At 33.0% G+C, this 18,360-nt stretch carries 18 protein-coding genes; 13 read left to right on the top strand and 5 right to left on the bottom strand.

Annotated features, from left to right (window positions below):
• Positions 1–353: 353 nt before the first annotated feature.
• On the top strand, positions 354–638 hold the full coding sequence (locus BN349_RS05330; protein ID WP_019241243.1) for a hypothetical protein: 285 nt from the start codon (positions 354–356) through the stop codon (positions 636–638).
• Between the two features lie 164 nt (positions 639–802).
• On the opposite strand, the gene BN349_RS05335 is transcribed toward BN349_RS05330, so the two are convergent.
• Positions 803–2,059: an MFS transporter gene (locus tag BN349_RS05335; protein ID WP_019241244.1), complete on the bottom strand. Its 1,257-nt coding sequence runs from the start codon at positions 2,057–2,059 to the stop codon at positions 803–805.
• A 504-nt stretch (positions 2,060–2,563) separates the two neighbouring features.
• On the opposite strand from BN349_RS05335, the gene BN349_RS05340 reads away from it, so the two are divergent.
• The 4 genes from BN349_RS05340 (at position 2,564) to lepB (ending at position 7,195) form a co-directional block, all read left to right on the top strand.
• The gene (locus BN349_RS05340) at positions 2,564–3,019 is read left to right on the top strand and encodes a CoxG family protein (protein ID WP_019241245.1); all 456 of its coding nucleotides are present in this window, start codon (positions 2,564–2,566) and stop codon (positions 3,017–3,019) included.
• Positions 3,020–3,264: 245 nt separating this feature from the next.
• Positions 3,265–4,179, top strand: coding sequence for a Ppx/GppA phosphatase family protein (locus BN349_RS05345; RefSeq protein ID WP_019241246.1), 915 nt, complete (start codon positions 3,265–3,267; stop codon positions 4,177–4,179).
• The gene (gene ppk1 / locus BN349_RS05350; RefSeq protein WP_019241247.1) at positions 4,166–6,370 is read left to right on the top strand and encodes a polyphosphate kinase 1; all 2,205 of its coding nucleotides are present in this window, start codon (positions 4,166–4,168) and stop codon (positions 6,368–6,370) included. The genes BN349_RS05345 and ppk1 overlap by 14 nt, the downstream gene beginning before the upstream one ends.
• A 258-nt stretch (positions 6,371–6,628) precedes the next feature.
• The gene (gene lepB, locus BN349_RS05355) at positions 6,629–7,195 is read left to right on the top strand and encodes a signal peptidase I (RefSeq protein WP_026089181.1); all 567 of its coding nucleotides are present in this window, start codon (positions 6,629–6,631) and stop codon (positions 7,193–7,195) included.
• Between the two features lie 103 nt (positions 7,196–7,298).
• Here the strand turns inward: lepB and BN349_RS05360 are convergent, their stop codons facing one another.
• On the bottom strand, positions 7,299–8,045 hold the full coding sequence (locus tag BN349_RS05360; RefSeq protein WP_019241249.1) for a C39 family peptidase: 747 nt from the start codon (positions 8,043–8,045) through the stop codon (positions 7,299–7,301).
• Positions 8,046–8,273: 228 nt separating this feature from the next.
• Between BN349_RS05360 and BN349_RS05365 the strand changes: the two genes are divergently transcribed.
• Positions 8,274–9,101 (top strand): aldo/keto reductase, encoded by an 828-nt coding sequence (locus tag BN349_RS05365; protein ID WP_019241250.1) that lies wholly within the window; start codon positions 8,274–8,276, stop codon positions 9,099–9,101.
• Positions 9,102–9,187: 86 nt separating this feature from the next.
• Here the strand turns inward: BN349_RS05365 and BN349_RS05370 are convergent, their stop codons facing one another.
• Entirely contained in the window at positions 9,188–9,859 is a 672-nt protein-coding gene (locus BN349_RS05370; RefSeq protein ID WP_019241251.1) for a C39 family peptidase, read from the bottom strand.
• Positions 9,860–10,347: 488 nt separating this feature from the next.
• On the opposite strand from BN349_RS05370, the gene BN349_RS05375 reads away from it, so the two are divergent.
• From BN349_RS05375 to BN349_RS05390, 4 genes are all read left to right on the top strand, one after another.
• On the top strand, positions 10,348–10,995 hold the full coding sequence (locus BN349_RS05375; protein WP_019241252.1) for a 5-bromo-4-chloroindolyl phosphate hydrolysis family protein: 648 nt from the start codon (positions 10,348–10,350) through the stop codon (positions 10,993–10,995).
• Between the two features lie 13 nt (positions 10,996–11,008).
• Entirely contained in the window at positions 11,009–12,175 is a 1,167-nt protein-coding gene (locus BN349_RS05380) for a toxic anion resistance protein (RefSeq protein WP_019241253.1), read from the top strand.
• 358 nt (positions 12,176–12,533) lie between these two features.
• Positions 12,534–14,597: a bifunctional aldolase/short-chain dehydrogenase gene (locus BN349_RS05385; protein WP_087960614.1), complete on the top strand. Its 2,064-nt coding sequence runs from the start codon at positions 12,534–12,536 to the stop codon at positions 14,595–14,597.
• 87 nt (positions 14,598–14,684) lie between these two features.
• Positions 14,685–15,458, top strand: a complete 774-nt coding sequence (locus BN349_RS05390) for a DeoR/GlpR family DNA-binding transcription regulator (RefSeq protein WP_019241255.1) — start codon at positions 14,685–14,687, stop codon at positions 15,456–15,458.
• A gap of 297 nt (positions 15,459–15,755) precedes the next feature.
• Here the strand turns inward: BN349_RS05390 and BN349_RS23400 are convergent, their stop codons facing one another.
• Positions 15,756–16,100 (bottom strand): DUF2085 domain-containing protein, encoded by a 345-nt coding sequence (locus BN349_RS23400; protein WP_019241256.1) that lies wholly within the window; start codon positions 16,098–16,100, stop codon positions 15,756–15,758.
• Positions 16,090–16,335 carry a hypothetical protein gene (locus BN349_RS26100; protein WP_232423519.1) on the bottom strand — a complete coding sequence of 82 codons (246 nt, stop codon included), beginning with the start codon at positions 16,333–16,335 and terminating at the stop codon, positions 16,090–16,092. The genes BN349_RS23400 and BN349_RS26100 overlap by 11 nt, the downstream gene beginning before the upstream one ends.
• Before the next feature lie 222 nt (positions 16,336–16,557).
• Between BN349_RS26100 and BN349_RS05405 the strand changes: the two genes are divergently transcribed.
• The 3 genes from BN349_RS05405 to BN349_RS05415 are packed head-to-tail and all read left to right on the top strand — an operon-like array spanning position 16,558 to position 18,345.
• The gene (locus tag BN349_RS05405; RefSeq protein WP_019241258.1) at positions 16,558–17,052 is read left to right on the top strand and encodes a sigma-70 family RNA polymerase sigma factor; all 495 of its coding nucleotides are present in this window, start codon (positions 16,558–16,560) and stop codon (positions 17,050–17,052) included.
• Positions 17,045–18,055, top strand: coding sequence for an anti-sigma factor C-terminal domain-containing protein (locus tag BN349_RS05410; protein WP_019241259.1), 1,011 nt, complete (start codon positions 17,045–17,047; stop codon positions 18,053–18,055). The genes BN349_RS05405 and BN349_RS05410 overlap by 8 nt, the downstream gene beginning before the upstream one ends.
• Positions 18,040–18,345, top strand: coding sequence for a hypothetical protein (locus BN349_RS05415; protein WP_019241260.1), 306 nt, complete (start codon positions 18,040–18,042; stop codon positions 18,343–18,345). Before BN349_RS05410 ends, BN349_RS05415 begins: the two co-directional genes overlap by 16 nt.
• Positions 18,346–18,360 lie beyond the last annotated feature (15 nt).

Raw genomic sequence — 18,360 nt, forward strand, 5'->3', positions numbered from 1 at the left:
TGTATTCCTTTCTTAACAAAGTTTACTGAACAGCTATGGAAATAGCTTTCCCTACCGAGGATTTTATTATCATTAGAGATCGTGCACATTTTGATCCAAGGGAATAGTTGTAAGACGAAAAAAAGGACAGTCTAGACAAAGAACTTTTCATTTTTCTAGAAGGCTTCAAAGATACTAATGATGTCATTTAATTTTAAATATGATTGCTCTTTTATTTACATCTGTAAAAAATGTTTGAATTTTTTACATTTAAATCGAAAAGAATAAAGAGTAAGAATTACCTCTTTATAATTACAGCAAATAAATGAGTGATTTCTTAATGTGAAGAAATAATTTTCAATAGAGGCGAACATATGGATAAGGATAATATTATTAAAATTACCGCAAGTGTCACAGTTGATTCATATAACCAAACAGCACTAGCAGACTGTAATGCTTATGAGCAATATGTACAAATTTCATTATTAAATGAATTCTCATTGATAATTAAAAATGCGAACTATTTACCAATGCAAAAACGTGAGATATTTAATGAAAAGACATATGAAAATATTCATCAAGCAGATCTGTACATTGTATCTGAAGAGGTTATGAGGGAATATGCTAAATTGAAGAGTTTAGTTAGTTATCGAGTTTAGTTTTTTCATTTTATTGGAGTAGTTTTTACTATGAGGAAAGAGTAGTCCATCATTTTGAGAGTGAAATAATGGACTACTCTTTTGTATTAGGATATTAAAATAGTCAACTCAGTTTATTAAAACAGTTGATATAGAGCTAACAGAAATAATAATGTTCTTTTTTATTATAAACTTTGACTGTTTTCCTGTACGATCCTTCCTTTTTTCACTACGAAACTGAGAATAAAAATACCAAGCAGGAAGGTTGTTAATCCCGCTACAATAAATACAGAGGATATTCCTATAAGTTTAGCAAAAAAAGCACCTGCTGCAGGAGCGAATAGCATTGAAAAAGTTTGGGAGGATGTTGCGGCCGCTGAAACACGTCCCATCATTTCTTGAGGAGTTTCACTTTGTAAAACATAACCATAAGGGATGGATTCAATAGACGCAAGAATTCCTAGAATGAATGCTACCAGTATCCAAAGATAATTTGGTAGAGAAAACATGCCCATACTTCCTAACCCTATTAATACGATAAATGAGCCACTGAAAACAGAAGCAATTGCCATATAGTGTATAGGTCGGGTCTTCCAATTTGTCCATCTTCCCAGCAACAATGCTCCAGCTACACTTCCAAATCCAACAGCGCTTATTAATAAAGCAAATCCCTCTTCAGAAAACCCAATTTTTTTAGCCACAAATGAAAAAAGTCCGTCATAAAGAAAAATGATAAAAAAAGCAATGGAAGACAAAATTATAGCAGTTTTAAGAAGAGGCGTATTAAAAATATGTTGGATACCCAGTTTGAATTCTTCAATAAAAGGTGCTTTTTTTGGTGTAGTTTCCATTTCTGTGTGATTCGACCCAATTTGCTTTGGTAAATTCAAAATGAATAATAAGGCAATAAAAAAACTAATGCCTTCAAAAATAAAAGGACTTTTTGTGTTGAACACTAGCATGATTAATCCGCCTAGCGCTGGTCCGATAATTTTCATCGTATTAACAGAAAGTTGGCTTAAAGTAACGGCTTCTGCCAATTGATTTGGTGGAACAGTAGAACGAATTGTACTTTGTCTGGCTGGATCGTATATAGCAGCTACCGTACTTTTTAAAAAAGCAAAAAGTAATAAAAAGTATAAATTGGGGGAGAAAAAAAGACCAACAACCATTGCCATTCTCAAATATAAACAGACGATCATTACGGTTCTCTTATTGAGACGATCAGTAAATACACTGGCAAATGGGCCGATGATAACCCAGGGAAGACCTAGCACGATTAAAACAGAGGCCGCTGCCGTTTCGTCCAAACCCCAATAGAAAACGACAATAGCCTGAAGGGCTATTATATCTAACCAATTCCCAAAATCTGAAAAAATTTGTGCTCCAAATAGACTTCTAAATGCTTTTAATTTCAAAGGTTTAAACATTGCAAAATCCATAAAAGCGCTCCTCTTATTCTAATGTTCTTTTTCATGTAAGGCTGTTTTCTAAAAGAGGGTTGTTTATAAATAACTTTAGTGAATCAAAGTAGAATAAACAGCTTGATTAGAGGGGAAGGTGCGAAACTCTTCGGGTGCAGCGGGACAGGTGAGACCTACTAGACACTTGTGCCAAAGAGGCTAACTACCTGTCCCGCGGAAATCGAGCATCTTGGAGAGGAATTCAACTCAGCCTAAATTCACTAAATTGTTCATATGCAACTAAGTATGTGAAAACAGTCTAAAGAAACGAAGTATTAACAATCATATGTATATGTATTAGACAAATTTCCAAATATTCCTTTCTTTATTGACTTTCGTCTCATTGGTTGGGAAATTATATAGAAAAATCGTTTTTATTCGTATTTTTAGAAAATAATTCATTTTTTTGAAGGATTATACATGTGCAAATAGAAATAATATTTCAGAAGGTAAAATGTTAAAATATGAAAGCGAGGAGCCATCATGCCGAGTAGTGTACATTCTATTGTAATAAATGCATCCCTTCAAGAAACATGGGGATTTGTAGGGAGTTTCAATAATTGGGCACCATTAATGCCTGGATATATTAAACATGAATTGAAAAGTGATCAAGAAGCTATATGGGATTTTTTAGGTGATTTTGGTTTTGTGAAAAAGAATGTAAGTTTACTAGTACATCAAATCAAAATAGAGGACCATTCAAAGCTTTCTTTTAAGTTACAAGGTATTAATGATAATTTTGATGGATCAGGTTATTTTCAAGTCGAAGAATTAAGTGAAAATCAAACAAAAATTACGGGTAGTTTAGACATTTCTGCGGGTGGATTTATGGGTGCTATGATTAATAATGTCTTAAAGACTTTTGTACCGAAGACTACTAATGAAATTGTAGAAAGTATTGGTAATCAATTAATTGAAAAGAATGAATCTATTTCGTAAGTTAGAAAGAATATTCGTTATATAATTAGATATCCAAATACAAAAAGAGCTATTTACTAAGATAATAGCTCTTTTTGTATGCACAAGGAATAAGACTCAAAATATGAATATTTTGTAAAGATTTGTTGAAAATATAGAAATTTTCACATTTATCACATATTATGTTTGGAAAACGGTCATAAAATAGGGAAACATAAGAATGGTAGAATTAAATAAAGTATTTTTTTTAAAAAAGGGGATTACAGATGATTTATGGAGTTATAGATATAGGATCAAATACAATACGACTAAACATTTATACGTGCCAAGAAAATAATTTGAAATCTTTGTTAAGTAAAAAGACAACTGCTGGACTTGCAGGTTATGTAAAAAATGGAATAATGTCTGAAAAAGGAATTTCGACAGCTTGTGAAATACTACGAGATTATAAGTCAATTTTAGATAACTTTGGAATTGAAAATGTTTACGTATTCGCTACAGCTTCATTAAGAAATATTATTAATTCTGATGAAGTTGTTCGAAACATTCAAGAATGCACTGGCTTTTTTATTGATGTGATTTCAGGTGCAGAAGAGGCAACTCTTGATTTTATAGGAGCATCGAACTTTTTAAATGTTGATAGTGGTATTCTTGTAGATATTGGTGGGGGATCTACTGAGTTAGCTGTATATGAAAATGCTGTTTTAAAATCGGCTACAAGTATTCCGATTGGATCCTTAAGTATGTTTACAAAGCATGTTTCAAAGCTAATTCCGAAAAAAGAAGAGAGATTAGCTATGAAAGAAGATATCTTAATGGAACTAGCGAAGCTCGGGTCTAACAATCAAACGCATAAAGTAATATGCGGTGTAGGTGGAACGGTTCGTGCCACTAAAAAAATCTATCATGACCTTCATGAATTAGATTCATCGAATGATTTACAAGTGAATTATATTAAAGACATGCTTGCCTTATTTAAAAAAGCAGATAAAAGTACGTTACGTAGAATCTTACGAGTTGTACCAGATCGTATTCATACTATTATCCCAGGAATGATTATTTTGGATACAATTGCAGAGTATTATGGCAGTGAAATCATTCATATTAGCGGGTATGGTGTTAGAGAAGGGTACTTGTATAGCAAGGTGTTAAAAGAAGGTGAGGAACATGAGCAGGGTTAAGATGATGAATGATATTAGTTATACACAGAATCGAGAGCTTTCTTGGCTACAATTTAACGAACGAGTTCTAGGGGAAGCTTGTGATTTATCAGTTCCTTTATATGAAAGATTAAAGTTTGTTTCTATTTTTGAGAGTAATCTAGATGAGTTCTATATGATTAGAGTAGGTAGCTTATTAGATTTGTCTTATATTAAAGGAGCACATGTAGATAATAAAAGTGGATTAACTCCAACGGAACAATTAAAGAAGATATTTAAAGCTACAGCACCTCTATATAAACGAAAAGACCAGGTTTTTTTGGAGATTGAGAAGGAATTACGAGAACATGATATATATAATACGACTATTCGTGAATTAGATGGGAAAGATCGTAAGTTTATTGATCAGTATTTTAAAAATATTATATTACCAGTATTGTCACCACAAATTGTGGACTTACACCACCCGTTTCCACATTTAACGAATAAGTCTTTACATATTGTAGTTATGATTAAGAATGATGAGAAATTGTCATTTGGTTTTATACCAGTACCACAATCTCTACCAAATGTAGTGTTTTTACCTGGTGAGAATGTTCGATATATTTTGATGGAAAAAATCATTTATGAATATGCGGAACAAATACTTTCTATGTTTAATCTTGTAGATAAGACAATCATTTCTGTAACGAGAAATGCAGATATTAGTCCTGAAGATGAAGAATTTGATGATGATGATGATTACCGTCATCATATGAAAAAAATCTTAAAAAAACGAAAGAGACTAGCGCCTGTCCGTTTAGAAATTCAATATGAATGTACCAATGAAATGCTAGATTATTTATGTGAAAGACTGAATATTAGAAAAGAACAAGTATTTAGTAGTAAGGCGCCGTTGAAAATGTCATATGTCTTTTCGCTACATGAGAAATTTCCGTTAATGACGGCACGTTCTCTATGCTATCCAGTATTTGAACCACAGTCTTCACCTATGGTGAGCAAGTTTGAATCCATGATTGAACAAATTAGAAAGAAAGACATGATCTTTCATTATCCATATGAACAGATGGATTCATTTTTACGTCTTGTAAGAGAAGCTGCAAATGATGATAATGTTATTTCAATAAAAATTACAATTTATCGCTTGGCTAACAAAGCAAAGCTAGTAGAATACTTGACACAAGCTGCGGAAAATAAGAAGGAAGTAACAGTATTAATGGAACTTCGTGCACGCTTTGATGAACAAAATAACATTGATTGGGCAGAACAACTAGAAGAGGCTGGCTGTAATGTGATTTATGGATTTGAAGGATTTAAGGTACACTCGAAAATATGTCTAATCACCTATTGGAATCAAAATAAAATTAATTATATTACCCAAATCGGAACAGGTAACTATAATGAAAAATCAGCGAAATTGTATACCGATTTATGTTTAATTACGGCAAATGACGTCATAGGAAATGATGCAAATGTTTTCTTTAAAAACATGTCTATTTCTAATTTAGACGGTCAATATAATCAATTATTAGTCGCACCTACAAGTTTAAAAACGGGAATTAGCGCTTTAATAGATGAAGAGATTGCTAAAGTAGAGGCCGGGCAAACAGGTAAGATTGTAATGAAAATGAACTCTTTAACAGATCGTGAATTAATTACGAAACTCTCAGAGGCTTCTTGCGCTGGCGTGAAAATTTTCTTAATTATTAGAGGGATCTGCTGTCTAATACCAGGCGTTCAAAATAAAACAGAAAATGTTACAGTAGTTAGTATTGTAGGAAGGTTTTTAGAGCATTCCCGTGTGTATTGTTTTGGAGAAGGAGAAGGGATGCAAATGTATATTAGCTCTGCTGATATAATGACAAGAAATATGGAAAAAAGAGTGGAGATTGCTAGTCCTATTTTAGATAGTAAAGTGAAAAAAAGAATTAATGATATATTAGAAGTTCAATTGTATGATAATGTGAAGGCTCGGGTTTTAGAATCAAATGGATTATACAAAAAGCGAAGTGGTTCTGAGTATCATGCCGTTAATTCACAGTCCTATTTTATGGAGGAAGCGATAAAAGCATCTAAGCTTGTAGAGACAAAACATAAGGAAAATAGTCAGTCAGAAGAGATTCATTTGGTAGCTTCTACTACGCGCTTCGGAAGGTTATTAGGTAAATTTCGTAATATGATTATTTCTGAGAAAAAACCATTAAAAAGATAGAACTAATAATTTCATGAAAGAAGCTATTTTCAGAAAAGAAGATAGCTTCTTTCATATGTGTAAAAATACATGAAAATGTTATAATAGAGAAAATTATTCGATGATAAAGTCTATATGATTTTTTAGAATAAAAAGATGCTTTGTTTTAGTTATAAAGACCATCCATGATTTAGTAAGTTGGTTAAGGGTAATAGTTATTACCCACTATAGTCTACTTATATATAAAAAGTGGTAGTAGCAAAGCGCTTTTATTTATTGATGTTGAGGAGTGTTAAAGTGGAAAAATCAAAAGTTAAAGAAGAAGTGAAAAGTTGGATAAAATCATTGGTTATTGCATTCGCTGTTGTATTTTTAGTAAGAACCTTTTTATTTGCACCATATACAGTTGATGGTTCTTCAATGAGTCCAACATTACATAATCATGAAAAAATGTTTGTTAGTAAGATGAATTTTATTGGTGATTTTAAAAGAGGAGATATTGTTATTATAAAAGGAGATGGAACAGATACTAATTATGTTAAAAGAATAATTGGTACACCAGGAGATCAGATAGAAATGAGCAATGATCAATTATTGATTAATGGAAAAGTATATGATGAACCATATTTGTCGGAAAATAGAAAACAAGCAAAACAGCAAGGCTCGTTACTTACAGGCAATTTTGGTCCCCTTACAGTACCAGATGATCAATATTTTGTGATGGGAGATAATCGCTTGGATAGTATGGATAGTCGAAATGGACTTGGCTATATTCAGAAAGATCACATTATTGGAAAGGCGAAATTTGTATTTTATCCATTCGATAGTTTTAGAGGTGTAGAGTAATAGGTTGAAGTTTTTAAATAGACACGATTAGAAAAGGTTGTCCAAAAGTATATCTTTTGGGCAACCTTTTAAAATGTAGTATTTGATTTTCCATAATCAAGTGTTAATGATTCTCGTTCATGATATACATAGCTTGGCTACCCATTTGAATCCAAGCCTTTTCAAAGTTCTCTCGATTCAATGGGATGTTCTTTTCCGCTTGTAGCGGATCATTAACATAAACATATTGATCGTCATAGTCTGTCATTACAACACTGTGTTGTCTGTATGTAACTTTCATTGGCCCGTCTACTGTTTCCCATATGTAAAATTGACTTTCTGGTAGTTCGTTAAACCACGAGTTAGTGATCAGCCATACTGGATAGCTTTTATCGATAGCGGAATAGAGATGTTCTATAGGTTTCTTACTCACATTCACAATTCTTTCTGCAGGAACATATTGTTTCGCTAATTCAATAATTGGCTCTACATATACACCAAGTCCACTTTCGGAAAATGTATATATATTACCAACAAAACCTTTGTGCATATTACCTCTTAATCCATTTTCTTTAAAAGGTACAAAAGTTATGTTTTGGGCTAATTCTATTTTATCGACAGAAATACCTTGATATTGCAAAATCATTGCTAAACTAGTTACTTCGCAACCTCGTTCTAATTCTGGCATTTGTAGTATAAGAGGAACGGATAATGGCTTTTTAGTAGACTCATCTTCTATCACTTCACTTGCAGTAATTTGTTCGTTCTGCGTAATTCTTGCCTCTATAGATGACTTAGAAGTATTTGAGTTTGATTTAGAAGTGGTTTTCTCTTCTTGAGTTGATACGTTCATCGTTTGATTATGTTCCATTATTTGTGAAGTTATCACGTATATAAAAAATCCTCCACTACAAAGACACAAGAATAATAGAGTATATACGAGCCATTTCTTATCTTGAATAATTACTCTCCTCCTTCTTCATCCCAATTTTATCATAATTTGCATGTTAATTTTTCAAAAAGTATAAAGAATAGACTATTAATTATATAAATACAAAGTGTATGATATTTATAGGATAGTAGCTAAGGAGGAGATTAAATGAACAATTTACAAACTACCATTACTTTACATAATGGAGTAGAAATGCCTCAATTTGGTCTAGGTGTTTGGCAAGTTAAAGATGGTCAAGAAGTCATTCATTCAGTGAAAAGCGCTCTTAAATCGGGATATAAAGCGATTGATACAGCAGCTATTTATCAAAATGAAGAAGGTGTTGGTCAAGCAATTAAAGAAAGCGGTCTTTCTCGAGAAGAGCTGTTCATTACAACAAAAGTTTGGAATGACGATCAAGGTTATGAATCTACATTAGCTGCATTCGATGAAAGTATGAAAAAGCTAGGAATTGAATATGTTGATCTATATTTAATACATTGGCCAACAGCTGGAAAGTATAAAGAAACGTGGAAGGCACTTGAAAAGCTTTACAGAGATGGAAAAGCCCGAGCAATCGGAGTGAGTAATTTTCATATTCATCATCTTGAAGATTTATTAGAAACGGCAGAGATTGTTCCAATGGTTAATCAAATCGAACTTCATCCTTTATTATCCCAGGTTGAATTAAGAGAGTTCTGTAAATCAAAAGGAATTCATATTGAAGCTTATTCACCACTTGGTAGTGGTAAATTATTAAATGACCCAGTCTTATCGGATATTGGGAAAAAATATAACAAAAGTATCGCTCAAGTCATCCTTCGCTGGGATATCCAACATGGTATTATAACGATACCTAAATCGATTCATGAAGAACGTATTCAAGAAAATGCAGATATTTTTGATTTCGAATTGAGCGATGAGGATATGAAAGTTATTGATAGTATGAACAAAAATGAGCGTGTAGGTGCTGACCCAGATAATTTTGATTTTTAGTCATATAACAAATGAAAAATGTCGTCTGGATAAGAAAGTAATCTTATCCGACGACATTGAATTCCAAACTTAAAACGATGATCTATTTAGTTTTTTATATACATAGCTTGACTACCCATTTGAATCCATGCTTTTTCGAAATTTACTCGATTTATGGCGATATTTTTGTTAGACTCCATTGGATTATTAATAAATACATTGTCCTTGTCATATCCTGTTATGACGACGCTATGTTGTCGATAGGTGACTTTCATTTCTCCTTCATCCGTCACCCACGTTAGAAAATGGTCATCTGTCAGTTCTTTGAATCGTGCATTAATTAAAACCCAGACTGGGTATCCTTTGCTGACCGCTTTGTATAGTGATTCAGGTGATTCTTCTGTAATATTTTTCACTTTTCTGTTTGGTACATATTTTTTCGCAAGATCTACAATCGGTTCTACATATACACCTAAACCATCTTCGTCCAAAGTATTCATAGCTCCTACAAACCCTTTATGCATATTACCTTTTACACCATTTTTTTCAAAGGGTTGATGTGCGATTTTTACTGCTAATTCCATTTTATCGACATCAATGCCATTATATTGTAATAGCATAGCAAGGCTAGTTACCTCACAGCCTCTTGGAAGCTCTGGATATTGTAATACGATGGGTACATCTAATTGAGCCTCATCAGGAATAGCATTTGATTGGCATCCAGATAATAAAATAAATGCTAACAAAATTGGTATAAAGTATTTAGAAACTTTTAACATAGTAATCTCCTCTAGGTTGATATTAAAATATTTATTATTGTATCAAAGTAAGATTAGAATTTCTTGTATGAAATATCTACCAGTGAATGACGAGACGTTATTTTATAGGTGGTGTGGGTATATTTTAAATAACAGAGAAAAGAATCGCTTATTAGAACGAGAAAGATTGTTTGTACAACGAAGAAGACAAAGAGGAAAGCAAACTTTGTGTTTGTTTTTTTAATGGTAAAAAAACAAATGTGAAGTATAGAAGGTCATATTTACGAAGGGATGTTTTGTTTATGAAATGTATTTCATCTCTCTTTTCTCAAGACTTATTTTTGTGTACGTCTACCGTCTTATATGTGATTTCCTGAAACCTTGTTATAATATAGATATAATAATTTATATAGAGGGAAATGAATGAAATTCAGAAAAAGAAATTGAAACCTTACGATATGATATCCGTAAATAATAAATAAGGAACTACAAGTAGGAGTCGATGAAAAATGAAATCTGTCATATCAATATTTATGTTTATTTTTAGACTAGCCGTCGCTTCAGTTGCATTTGTTGTAGCTTGGCTTGTTAGTTGGTTAGCTTTTGGTGTATCATTTTTCATATCAGTATTGTCTGGATTTGTGGCATTACTAATTACCTTCTTTGGTCTAAAATGGATGTTTGCTAGGAAAGAGCTAAAAAATAGTGGATTAAGCCGAAGTGAATATAAGTATATTAAAGATCATCTACAAGAAGGAAAGGCGAAAATATCACGCCTACAAAAAGTAATGTTTTCAGTTGGAAACGTGATAACTATTAAGCAGAATTATGATGTCATTAAAGTAGCAAAAAAAATACAAGCTATTGTTGAAGATGATCCGAAACGTTTTTATAAAGCGGAGTCATTTTATTATTCACATTTAGATTCTATGGTTGAGTTAACTGAAAAATATGCCTTTTTAACGAAACAATCTGTAAAAACTGGTGAAATTCAAGACTCTCTAAAAGATACTCGTATCACCATTGCAGAGATGGCTCAAACAATTGAAAAAGATTTGACTAATCTTCTTGCAAATGATGTGGATACATTAAAAGTAGAAATTGACATTGCAAAACAATCTATTGAAAAAAATAAAGATCCTAATGTAAAGTCTTGAAGGAGGAACATTCATGTCAGATGAAAGAACACTACAAAAAAGAGACGGATTAGATGATTTATTATCGAATCCATTTGGAGATGTAGTGCATAACCAAGTTGAAATGCAAAAAGAAGTAACAGATAAACCGCAAAGATTAATAGATGTACTGCCTGCTGAAAATAGAGAACGCGCTATACAACTAGCGGAACAGATTGATCCAACTGATTTTCAGGCAATGATGATGTATGGCACACAAGCACAATCTAAGCTTATGAATTTTTCTCATGCGATGCTTGATCAAGTTCAGAAAAAAGACATTGGGGAAGTTGGAGAGATTCTGGGTGATTTAATGAAGCGATTAGAAAGCGTTAAACCTGATGAACTACAGGAAAAGCGAAACATTGTATCACGCTTATTCGGAAAGATTTCTTCATCTATTCAAGAAACTTTATCTAAATATCAAAAAACGAGTGCACAAATTGATCGCATTGCTGTTCAGTTAACTCATTCAAAAAACACATTGCTTAATGATGTAGCTATGCTTGAACAACTTTATGAAAAAAATAAAGATTATTTTCACGCTTTAAATATTTATATAGCTGCAGCAGAACTTAAACTTGAAGAGCTAAATAATACCATCATTCCTGAAATGAGGAAAAAAGCAGAAGTATCTGGCGATCAAATGGCTGTTCAAGAAGTAAATGATATGCTGCAATTTGTTGATCGATTAGAAAAGAGAATGCATGATCTACAGTTAAGTCGTCAAATTACGATTCAAAGTGCACCGCAGATCCGTTTAATACAAAATACAAATCAAACATTAGCTGAAAAAATTCAATCATCCATTATGACAGCTATACCATTATGGAAAAACCAAGTAGCTATTGCACTAGCGTTATTACGACAAAAGTCTGCTGTTGATGCTCAAAATCAAGTAGCCAAAACGACAAATGATTTACTGTTAAAAAACTCAGAAATGCTTAAAGTAAATACGATTGAAACGGCAAAAGCAAATGAACGTGGATTAGTAGACATTGAAACATTAAAGAAAACACAGGATAATTTAATTACTGCATTAGAAGAAACACTTCGTATTCAAGCAGAAGGTCGTATGAAGCGTCAACAAGCCCAAATTGAATTATCTAATATGGAAGAGGATTTAAAGCAAAAATTGTTAAATATTAAACCTAAAAACTAAAATCGGTGAGATATGAAAGTATGTCCTTTCTAAGTAATACCCCCTAAAGCAGGGGGTTTTTTGTTGTATGAAAACTTATGAAATACAAGGTTTTTATTATTTGATATGAGATCATAGTGAGAACTGAACAGAAGACTTGGCATTACTCAGTATGGAAACGGATGGGTATATATAACAAATAATTTAAATGGGGATAAATAGAAATCTGTGTATATCTTTGTTTTCTTTGTTCGTTTTCGATTTATAACAAGGTAAATAAAAATAAAAAAAGATATACAAACAATATGGTATAACGTGTATAATTAAAAACAAAAATATCCAAATATTACAATAAAAGGAGATGGGTTTATTAGTGGTGATGAATAAATGGGATGCGAATATTGCTAGTATGATTGAAGAAGGACTTGGAGAGTTGGTATATAGATCAAATTTAATCGGTTCTGATCGCTCTGTCTGTAATTGGGGTGGAGGAAATACTTCAATGAAAACAATAGAGAAGGATTTTCGTGGAAGGGAAGTCGAAGTAATGTGGGTAAAGGGGAGTGGTTCAGATCTTGCTAATATGAAAACTTCTCAATTCACGGGATTAAAATTGGAGGATATTACTCCACTTATTGAGCGTGATGAAATGAGTGATGAGGAAATGGTTTCTTATCTTTCTCATTGTATGATCGATTCCAAACATCCACGGCCTTCTATCGAAACATTATTGCATGCCTTTTTACCTTTTAAACATGTTGATCATACTCATCCAGATGCAATAATTAGTATTTGCTGTGCAGATAACGGAAAAGAAATTGCTAAAGAGATTTATGGTAATCGCTTTGTGTGGGTTCCATATATACGACCTGGATTTACTCTTTCAAAAATGATTGCTGAAGGTGTCAAAAACAATCCACATGCAGAGTTGGTGTTAATGGAGAAGCATGGGCTAGTTGTATGGGGGGATTCTTCTCAAGAAAGCTATGAAAAAACAATATCCATCATAAATGAAGCAGTACAATATCTAGAGAAAAGAATTGTAGTAGACAAGTTATTTGCTGGCCAGAAATATCAACCACTTGCAACAGTGGTAAGAAAATCGATTGCGGCACAAATAATGCCATATATTCGAGGTGGAGTGAGTAGTGAAAAGAAAATGATTTTAAGTTATGATGATTCGGAACAAGTATGCCAATTTGTAAATAGCCATGGAGCATTCGATTTATCTCAAATAGGAGCAGCTTGTCCTGATCATTTAGTTCATACAAAAAGAACACCACTGTTTGTTAATTGGAATCCTGTTGAGGAGAATGTTTCAGAACTGATTGACAAACTTAAACAAGGAATTAAAGATTACAAAGCAAAATATAGAGAATATTTTCATCGAAATATGAATGATGGAGATCAAATTTTTGAAACCGCACCTCGAGTTATATTAATACCAGGAGTTGGAATGATTAATAGCGGGAAAACGCTCGCAATCGCTCGTGTTAGTGGAGCATTGTATCATCGTGCTATTGAGGTAATGAAAGGAGCGACAACGCTTGGAAACTTTGTTTCTCTTAATGAAAATGAGTCTTACAATGTTGAATATTGGCCTCTTGAGCTTTATAAGTTAACATTAGCTCCTAAAGAAACAGAATTTTCACGTCAAGTGGCATTTGTAACTGGAGGAGCTGGTGGTATTGGAAGTGAAACGTGTAAGTTATTCGCATCTGAAGGGGCTCATGTTGTAATCGCCGATTTAAATCTTGAAGGTGCTGGAAAACTCGCTTTAGAAATTAATAAACACTGTGGTGAAGAGCGGGCATTAGCAGTGAAAATGGATGTCACGAATGAAAAAGAGGTTCAGGATGCCTTTCGTAAAACAGCTTTGACGTTTGGTGGCGTCGACATAATTGTAAACAATGCAGGCTTAGCAACATCAAGTCCATTTGATGAAACGACTTTACAGGAATGGCAATTAAATATGAATGTGTTAGGTACGGGATATTTTTTAGCTGCACGTGAAGCTTTTAAACATATGAAACAACAAAATATAGGTGGCAATATGATTTTTGTTGGTTCAAAGAATTCAGTATATGCTGGAAAAAATGTAGCTGCATATAGTTCGGTAAAGGCATTAGAAACTCATTTAGCTAGATGTATTGCAGCTGAGGGCGGGGAATTTGGCATACGAGTGAATAGTGTACTTCCCGACGCAGTATTGCAAGGGTCTCAGATTTGGGGATCAAAGTGGAGAGAAGAGCGTGCTACTTCCTATGGGATCGAACCAGAACGACTAGAGGAACATTATCGAAAAAGAACAACCTTGGGAGTCAATATATTCCCAAAGGATATCGCAGAAGCTATTGCATTCTTTGCATCATCTAAATCAGTTAAAACAACTGGATGTATGCTCACTGTTGATGGAGGTGTTTCTGCAGCATTTAGTAGATAAAGTATTTGTATGTATGAAATAATGAGAGAGGAAACGTAGTTTTTACACTTATCTTATTTTGCAGACGAATAAAAGGGGAAGAATGACATGCTTTTGGCTGAAAGACATAGAAAAATTGTGGGAATTGTCAATGAGAGAATGAGTATTAGAGTCTCTGAACTAAGTCAATTATTTCATGTAACGGAAGAGACCATTAGGAGAGACTTAGAAAAATTAGAAAAAGAGCATTTATTAAAAAGAAGCCATGGTGGAGCAGTAAGTATTGAACCAGATCAGGTTGAGACTTCTTATGAAGAAAGAGAGATTTTACATGCTATTGATAAGAAAGCTATCGCAAAAGAAGCAATCAAACTTATCAAACCAATGGATAAAATTGTCCTTGATGCTAGCACTACTGCATGGTATATGGCAAAGGAATTACCTGATATGCCACTCACAGTCATTACTAATTCAATCAAAGTAGCCATGGAATTAGGTAAAAAAGAGCAAATGAAAGTTATTTCTACAGGTGGGGAGCTTTTACCAAAGTCACTATCCTATGTGGGGCATTTAGCTGAACGTTCTCTTGACATGTACTATGTAAACAAAGCCTTTATTTCATGCAAAGGTGTTGAGATAGAAAGAGGATTAAGTGAATCTAATGAATGGCAAGCTTTATTAAAGAAAAAAATGATGGACATTGCTGATGAAACTATCCTTTTAGTGGATCATACGAAATTCTATAATCGAGCATTTGTTTCATTTGCTCCGATAAATAAAGTGAATCAAATCATAACAGATAACCGTGTGGATAAAACAATTGTGGAGAGTATAAAAGAAAAGAATATAAAAGTTAAAGCAACAATAGCTGAGGAAATATAAGTACTAATAGCTGTCATTTTACTAAAAGGGTTTATCAATGGCTCTTTTGGCTGTTATCAAAATAATTGTTGTTACTAAATATACCTCATTCTGTGTTTAAACCAGTTGATGAAAAGCTTGGCTAAATGGGGTGAAAGGAGCGGTCATCCTGCAGGAATAGCTGGATAGGTGAAATCCCTAAGGAGCTGTGCCCTTCGGATGTTCACCTTTCACTCCGCGGAAAGCGAGCATCTTGGAACGGAATGCTATTAGGCAACAAAATTTGTGAAAACAGCCTTGTTAAATTTCGCTAAACCGTTATACCATAAAGTCAACAATTAGATGAACGACATTGGATATCAAAAAAGATTGGGCTAATCCAAAAGAAAATCCAGTTAAAAACCTTAGGAGATTATTGCTTTCTCTCCATTTCCAAAGTTGAGTAAACCCATCTAATAAAATAGGTATCATCATAAATGTAATCCAAATGTATGGAATGGTGATGTGAAAACCAATAAAAAAAGGAGAAAATACATATCCTATTAATATCGAAGTACAGCGAGCGCAAATAGGCAACTTTTTTCCGAAAATAATAAAGGATCGATCATGCCTACGATGACAAGGGAACCAATCAAAGGATCTTCTAAGTATTTTACCAACCACAGCCACAATCTCCGTTCGAACAATCTCCATCCCCACAATCATGAAACATTCCTTTTTTAGTTCTAAAGGGTAAATCTATGAAACTGCAATCTGTATATGAGCCACAGTCAAAGCAATTATCTCGTATAGCTTTTTTTCTTTTTATATTAGAATAATAATAGATCAATAATCCAAGTGCTAGGAGCCCCAGTAAAATAAATACAACTCCAATTAATCCTTTTTTTATAAGCAGCATGATTCCAACTCCGACTAGAATAAAGCAAGCAGTAAGTCCAAAGAAAAACATCATTTCACATTCTTTCTTATTTCGATCGTTCTATTATACATGATTTTTGAGAAATATTTCATTTTTATCCTATAACGGCCAATCACACTTAGTAGTAAAATATAAAAAAGAAAGAATTTTGCAACTTTTTATTTACTTTAAACGTGGTTATGTATGAAAGGGGGAGCATTGGTGGATTTAGATGAGATCTTTAAACTGCATGTAAAGGATGTATATCGATATTTATTTTCTCTTTCAAGAGACCACCATACAGCTGAAGATCTAGTTCAAGAAGCCTTTTATCGAGCATACATCCAACTGCAAGATTATGAGATAAGCAATATTAAAGCCTGGCTATTTAAAGTGGCATACCATGCTTTTATTGATTATCAAAGAAAGCGGAAGCGATTGGTTATTTCAGAAGATATTTTCTTAAATGAGTCAGATTTGCATTCACCAGAAAGTGCTTTTATTGAGAAAGAAAGCTTTCATTTGTTAATTTCGGTAATACATACTTTACCTGATAAAGAGAAGCATGTCTTACTATTATGTGATTTACATGGACTATCATATAAAGAAGCATCTGAAATATTACAAATAAAATTAAACACTTTAAAAAGCCACTTACATAGAGGTAGGCAAAAAGCTATGAGCAAGATAAAGGAGTTGAAACAACTGGATGAATAAGGACAATCAAGAGGAAAATTTATATGAAAAATTAGTACAAGAATCTATAAATGACTTTGATAAGAAGCATTCTTTAACAGAGTCTTGGCAGAAAAAAATAATCCAAAATGGTAAAAATACAGCACGTAACACAACGATTATGATTAGTTTAGCGTTACTTCTACTAATTATTCCACTAATGAAATTAGGAACTTATATGTATTATGCTATGGGTGGTAAAGCGGATCATTTAATTGATGTCGCAAGTAAAACCATTTATGTAACAAAGCCAAACTTGAGCTTAGAGGAAATTGAATTAGATCATAAATTAGGTTTCTTTTCGATGGATATCTTTTTTGATGTATATAAAAAGATTGGTGATGAAGATTATGATGTTGGGGATTATACGGTTCGATTTGATTTAAGTCATCCAAGGATACCAGATAAACAGCTGACACTTGAACGCCCTTTTGATGACATTCCTAAAGAAGATACAGAAGTTCTCATTCACCCTAATGCCTTAGTTCCTTTTAATTCTGATTGGTCAATGTTAGACGGATTACCGAAAGGAACAGTATCTGAAGCATATGTATCCTTTAGGCGTTTAATGACAAAGGAAGAGTTAGAAAAAATGATTCCAGAAAATACAGAGTTAAGATGGTTAGCGGTAGACACAGGAGTGGAAGAAAAGCATCTAGATTCTGAAGGAAGTTTCATATCCGCTATAGGCTATCCTGCTCAAAGAGATTATACTATCTGGTCACCATTTAATAATGATGAAAAAAGCAATGAAGACATTTTTATTCAAATTTTAGAGGAATTAAAGAAAAATGAACCTGTAGCAGAGAAAGTTGCTGAAAGAAATTTATCTATAGCAGAAAGAGTTGATTATATTAAAAAGCATGGAATTCAATTGTATGGTGCTGTTATTACAGGGCCTACAGAAAGTATAAAAAAGCTGGATGACAATCATGATATTCGAGCAATGAAAGTAGGGGAGGTCAAGCTATGGAATTACCGATAAAACAAAAAAAGACAAGAAGATTGCCAACGATGACTGGTTTTCTTTCTTTTTTAATAGCTCTGGTTACGCTCGCATTTTTAAATGTTGCGTTAATAACAGAAGCAGAGGATCAACCTTTAGATTTTATATTTCAACTTCCTTTCTTTGGAGTGTTTCTTGGAATTATTGGGTTGTTTACACGTAAATATTCTCGGTTATTTGCTGTTTGGGGAATTGCCTTAAACACTTTTCTACTCGTATTTTATTTACTCATGTTTATATCAGCTATGATGATTAATGTGAAACCATAATGGCAAAGAGTTTGT

The organism is Bacillus sp. AP8 (assembly GCF_000321185.1).
Taxonomy (GTDB): Bacteria; Bacillota; Bacilli; order Bacillales; family DSM-1321; genus Bacillus_AD; species Bacillus_AD massilioanorexius.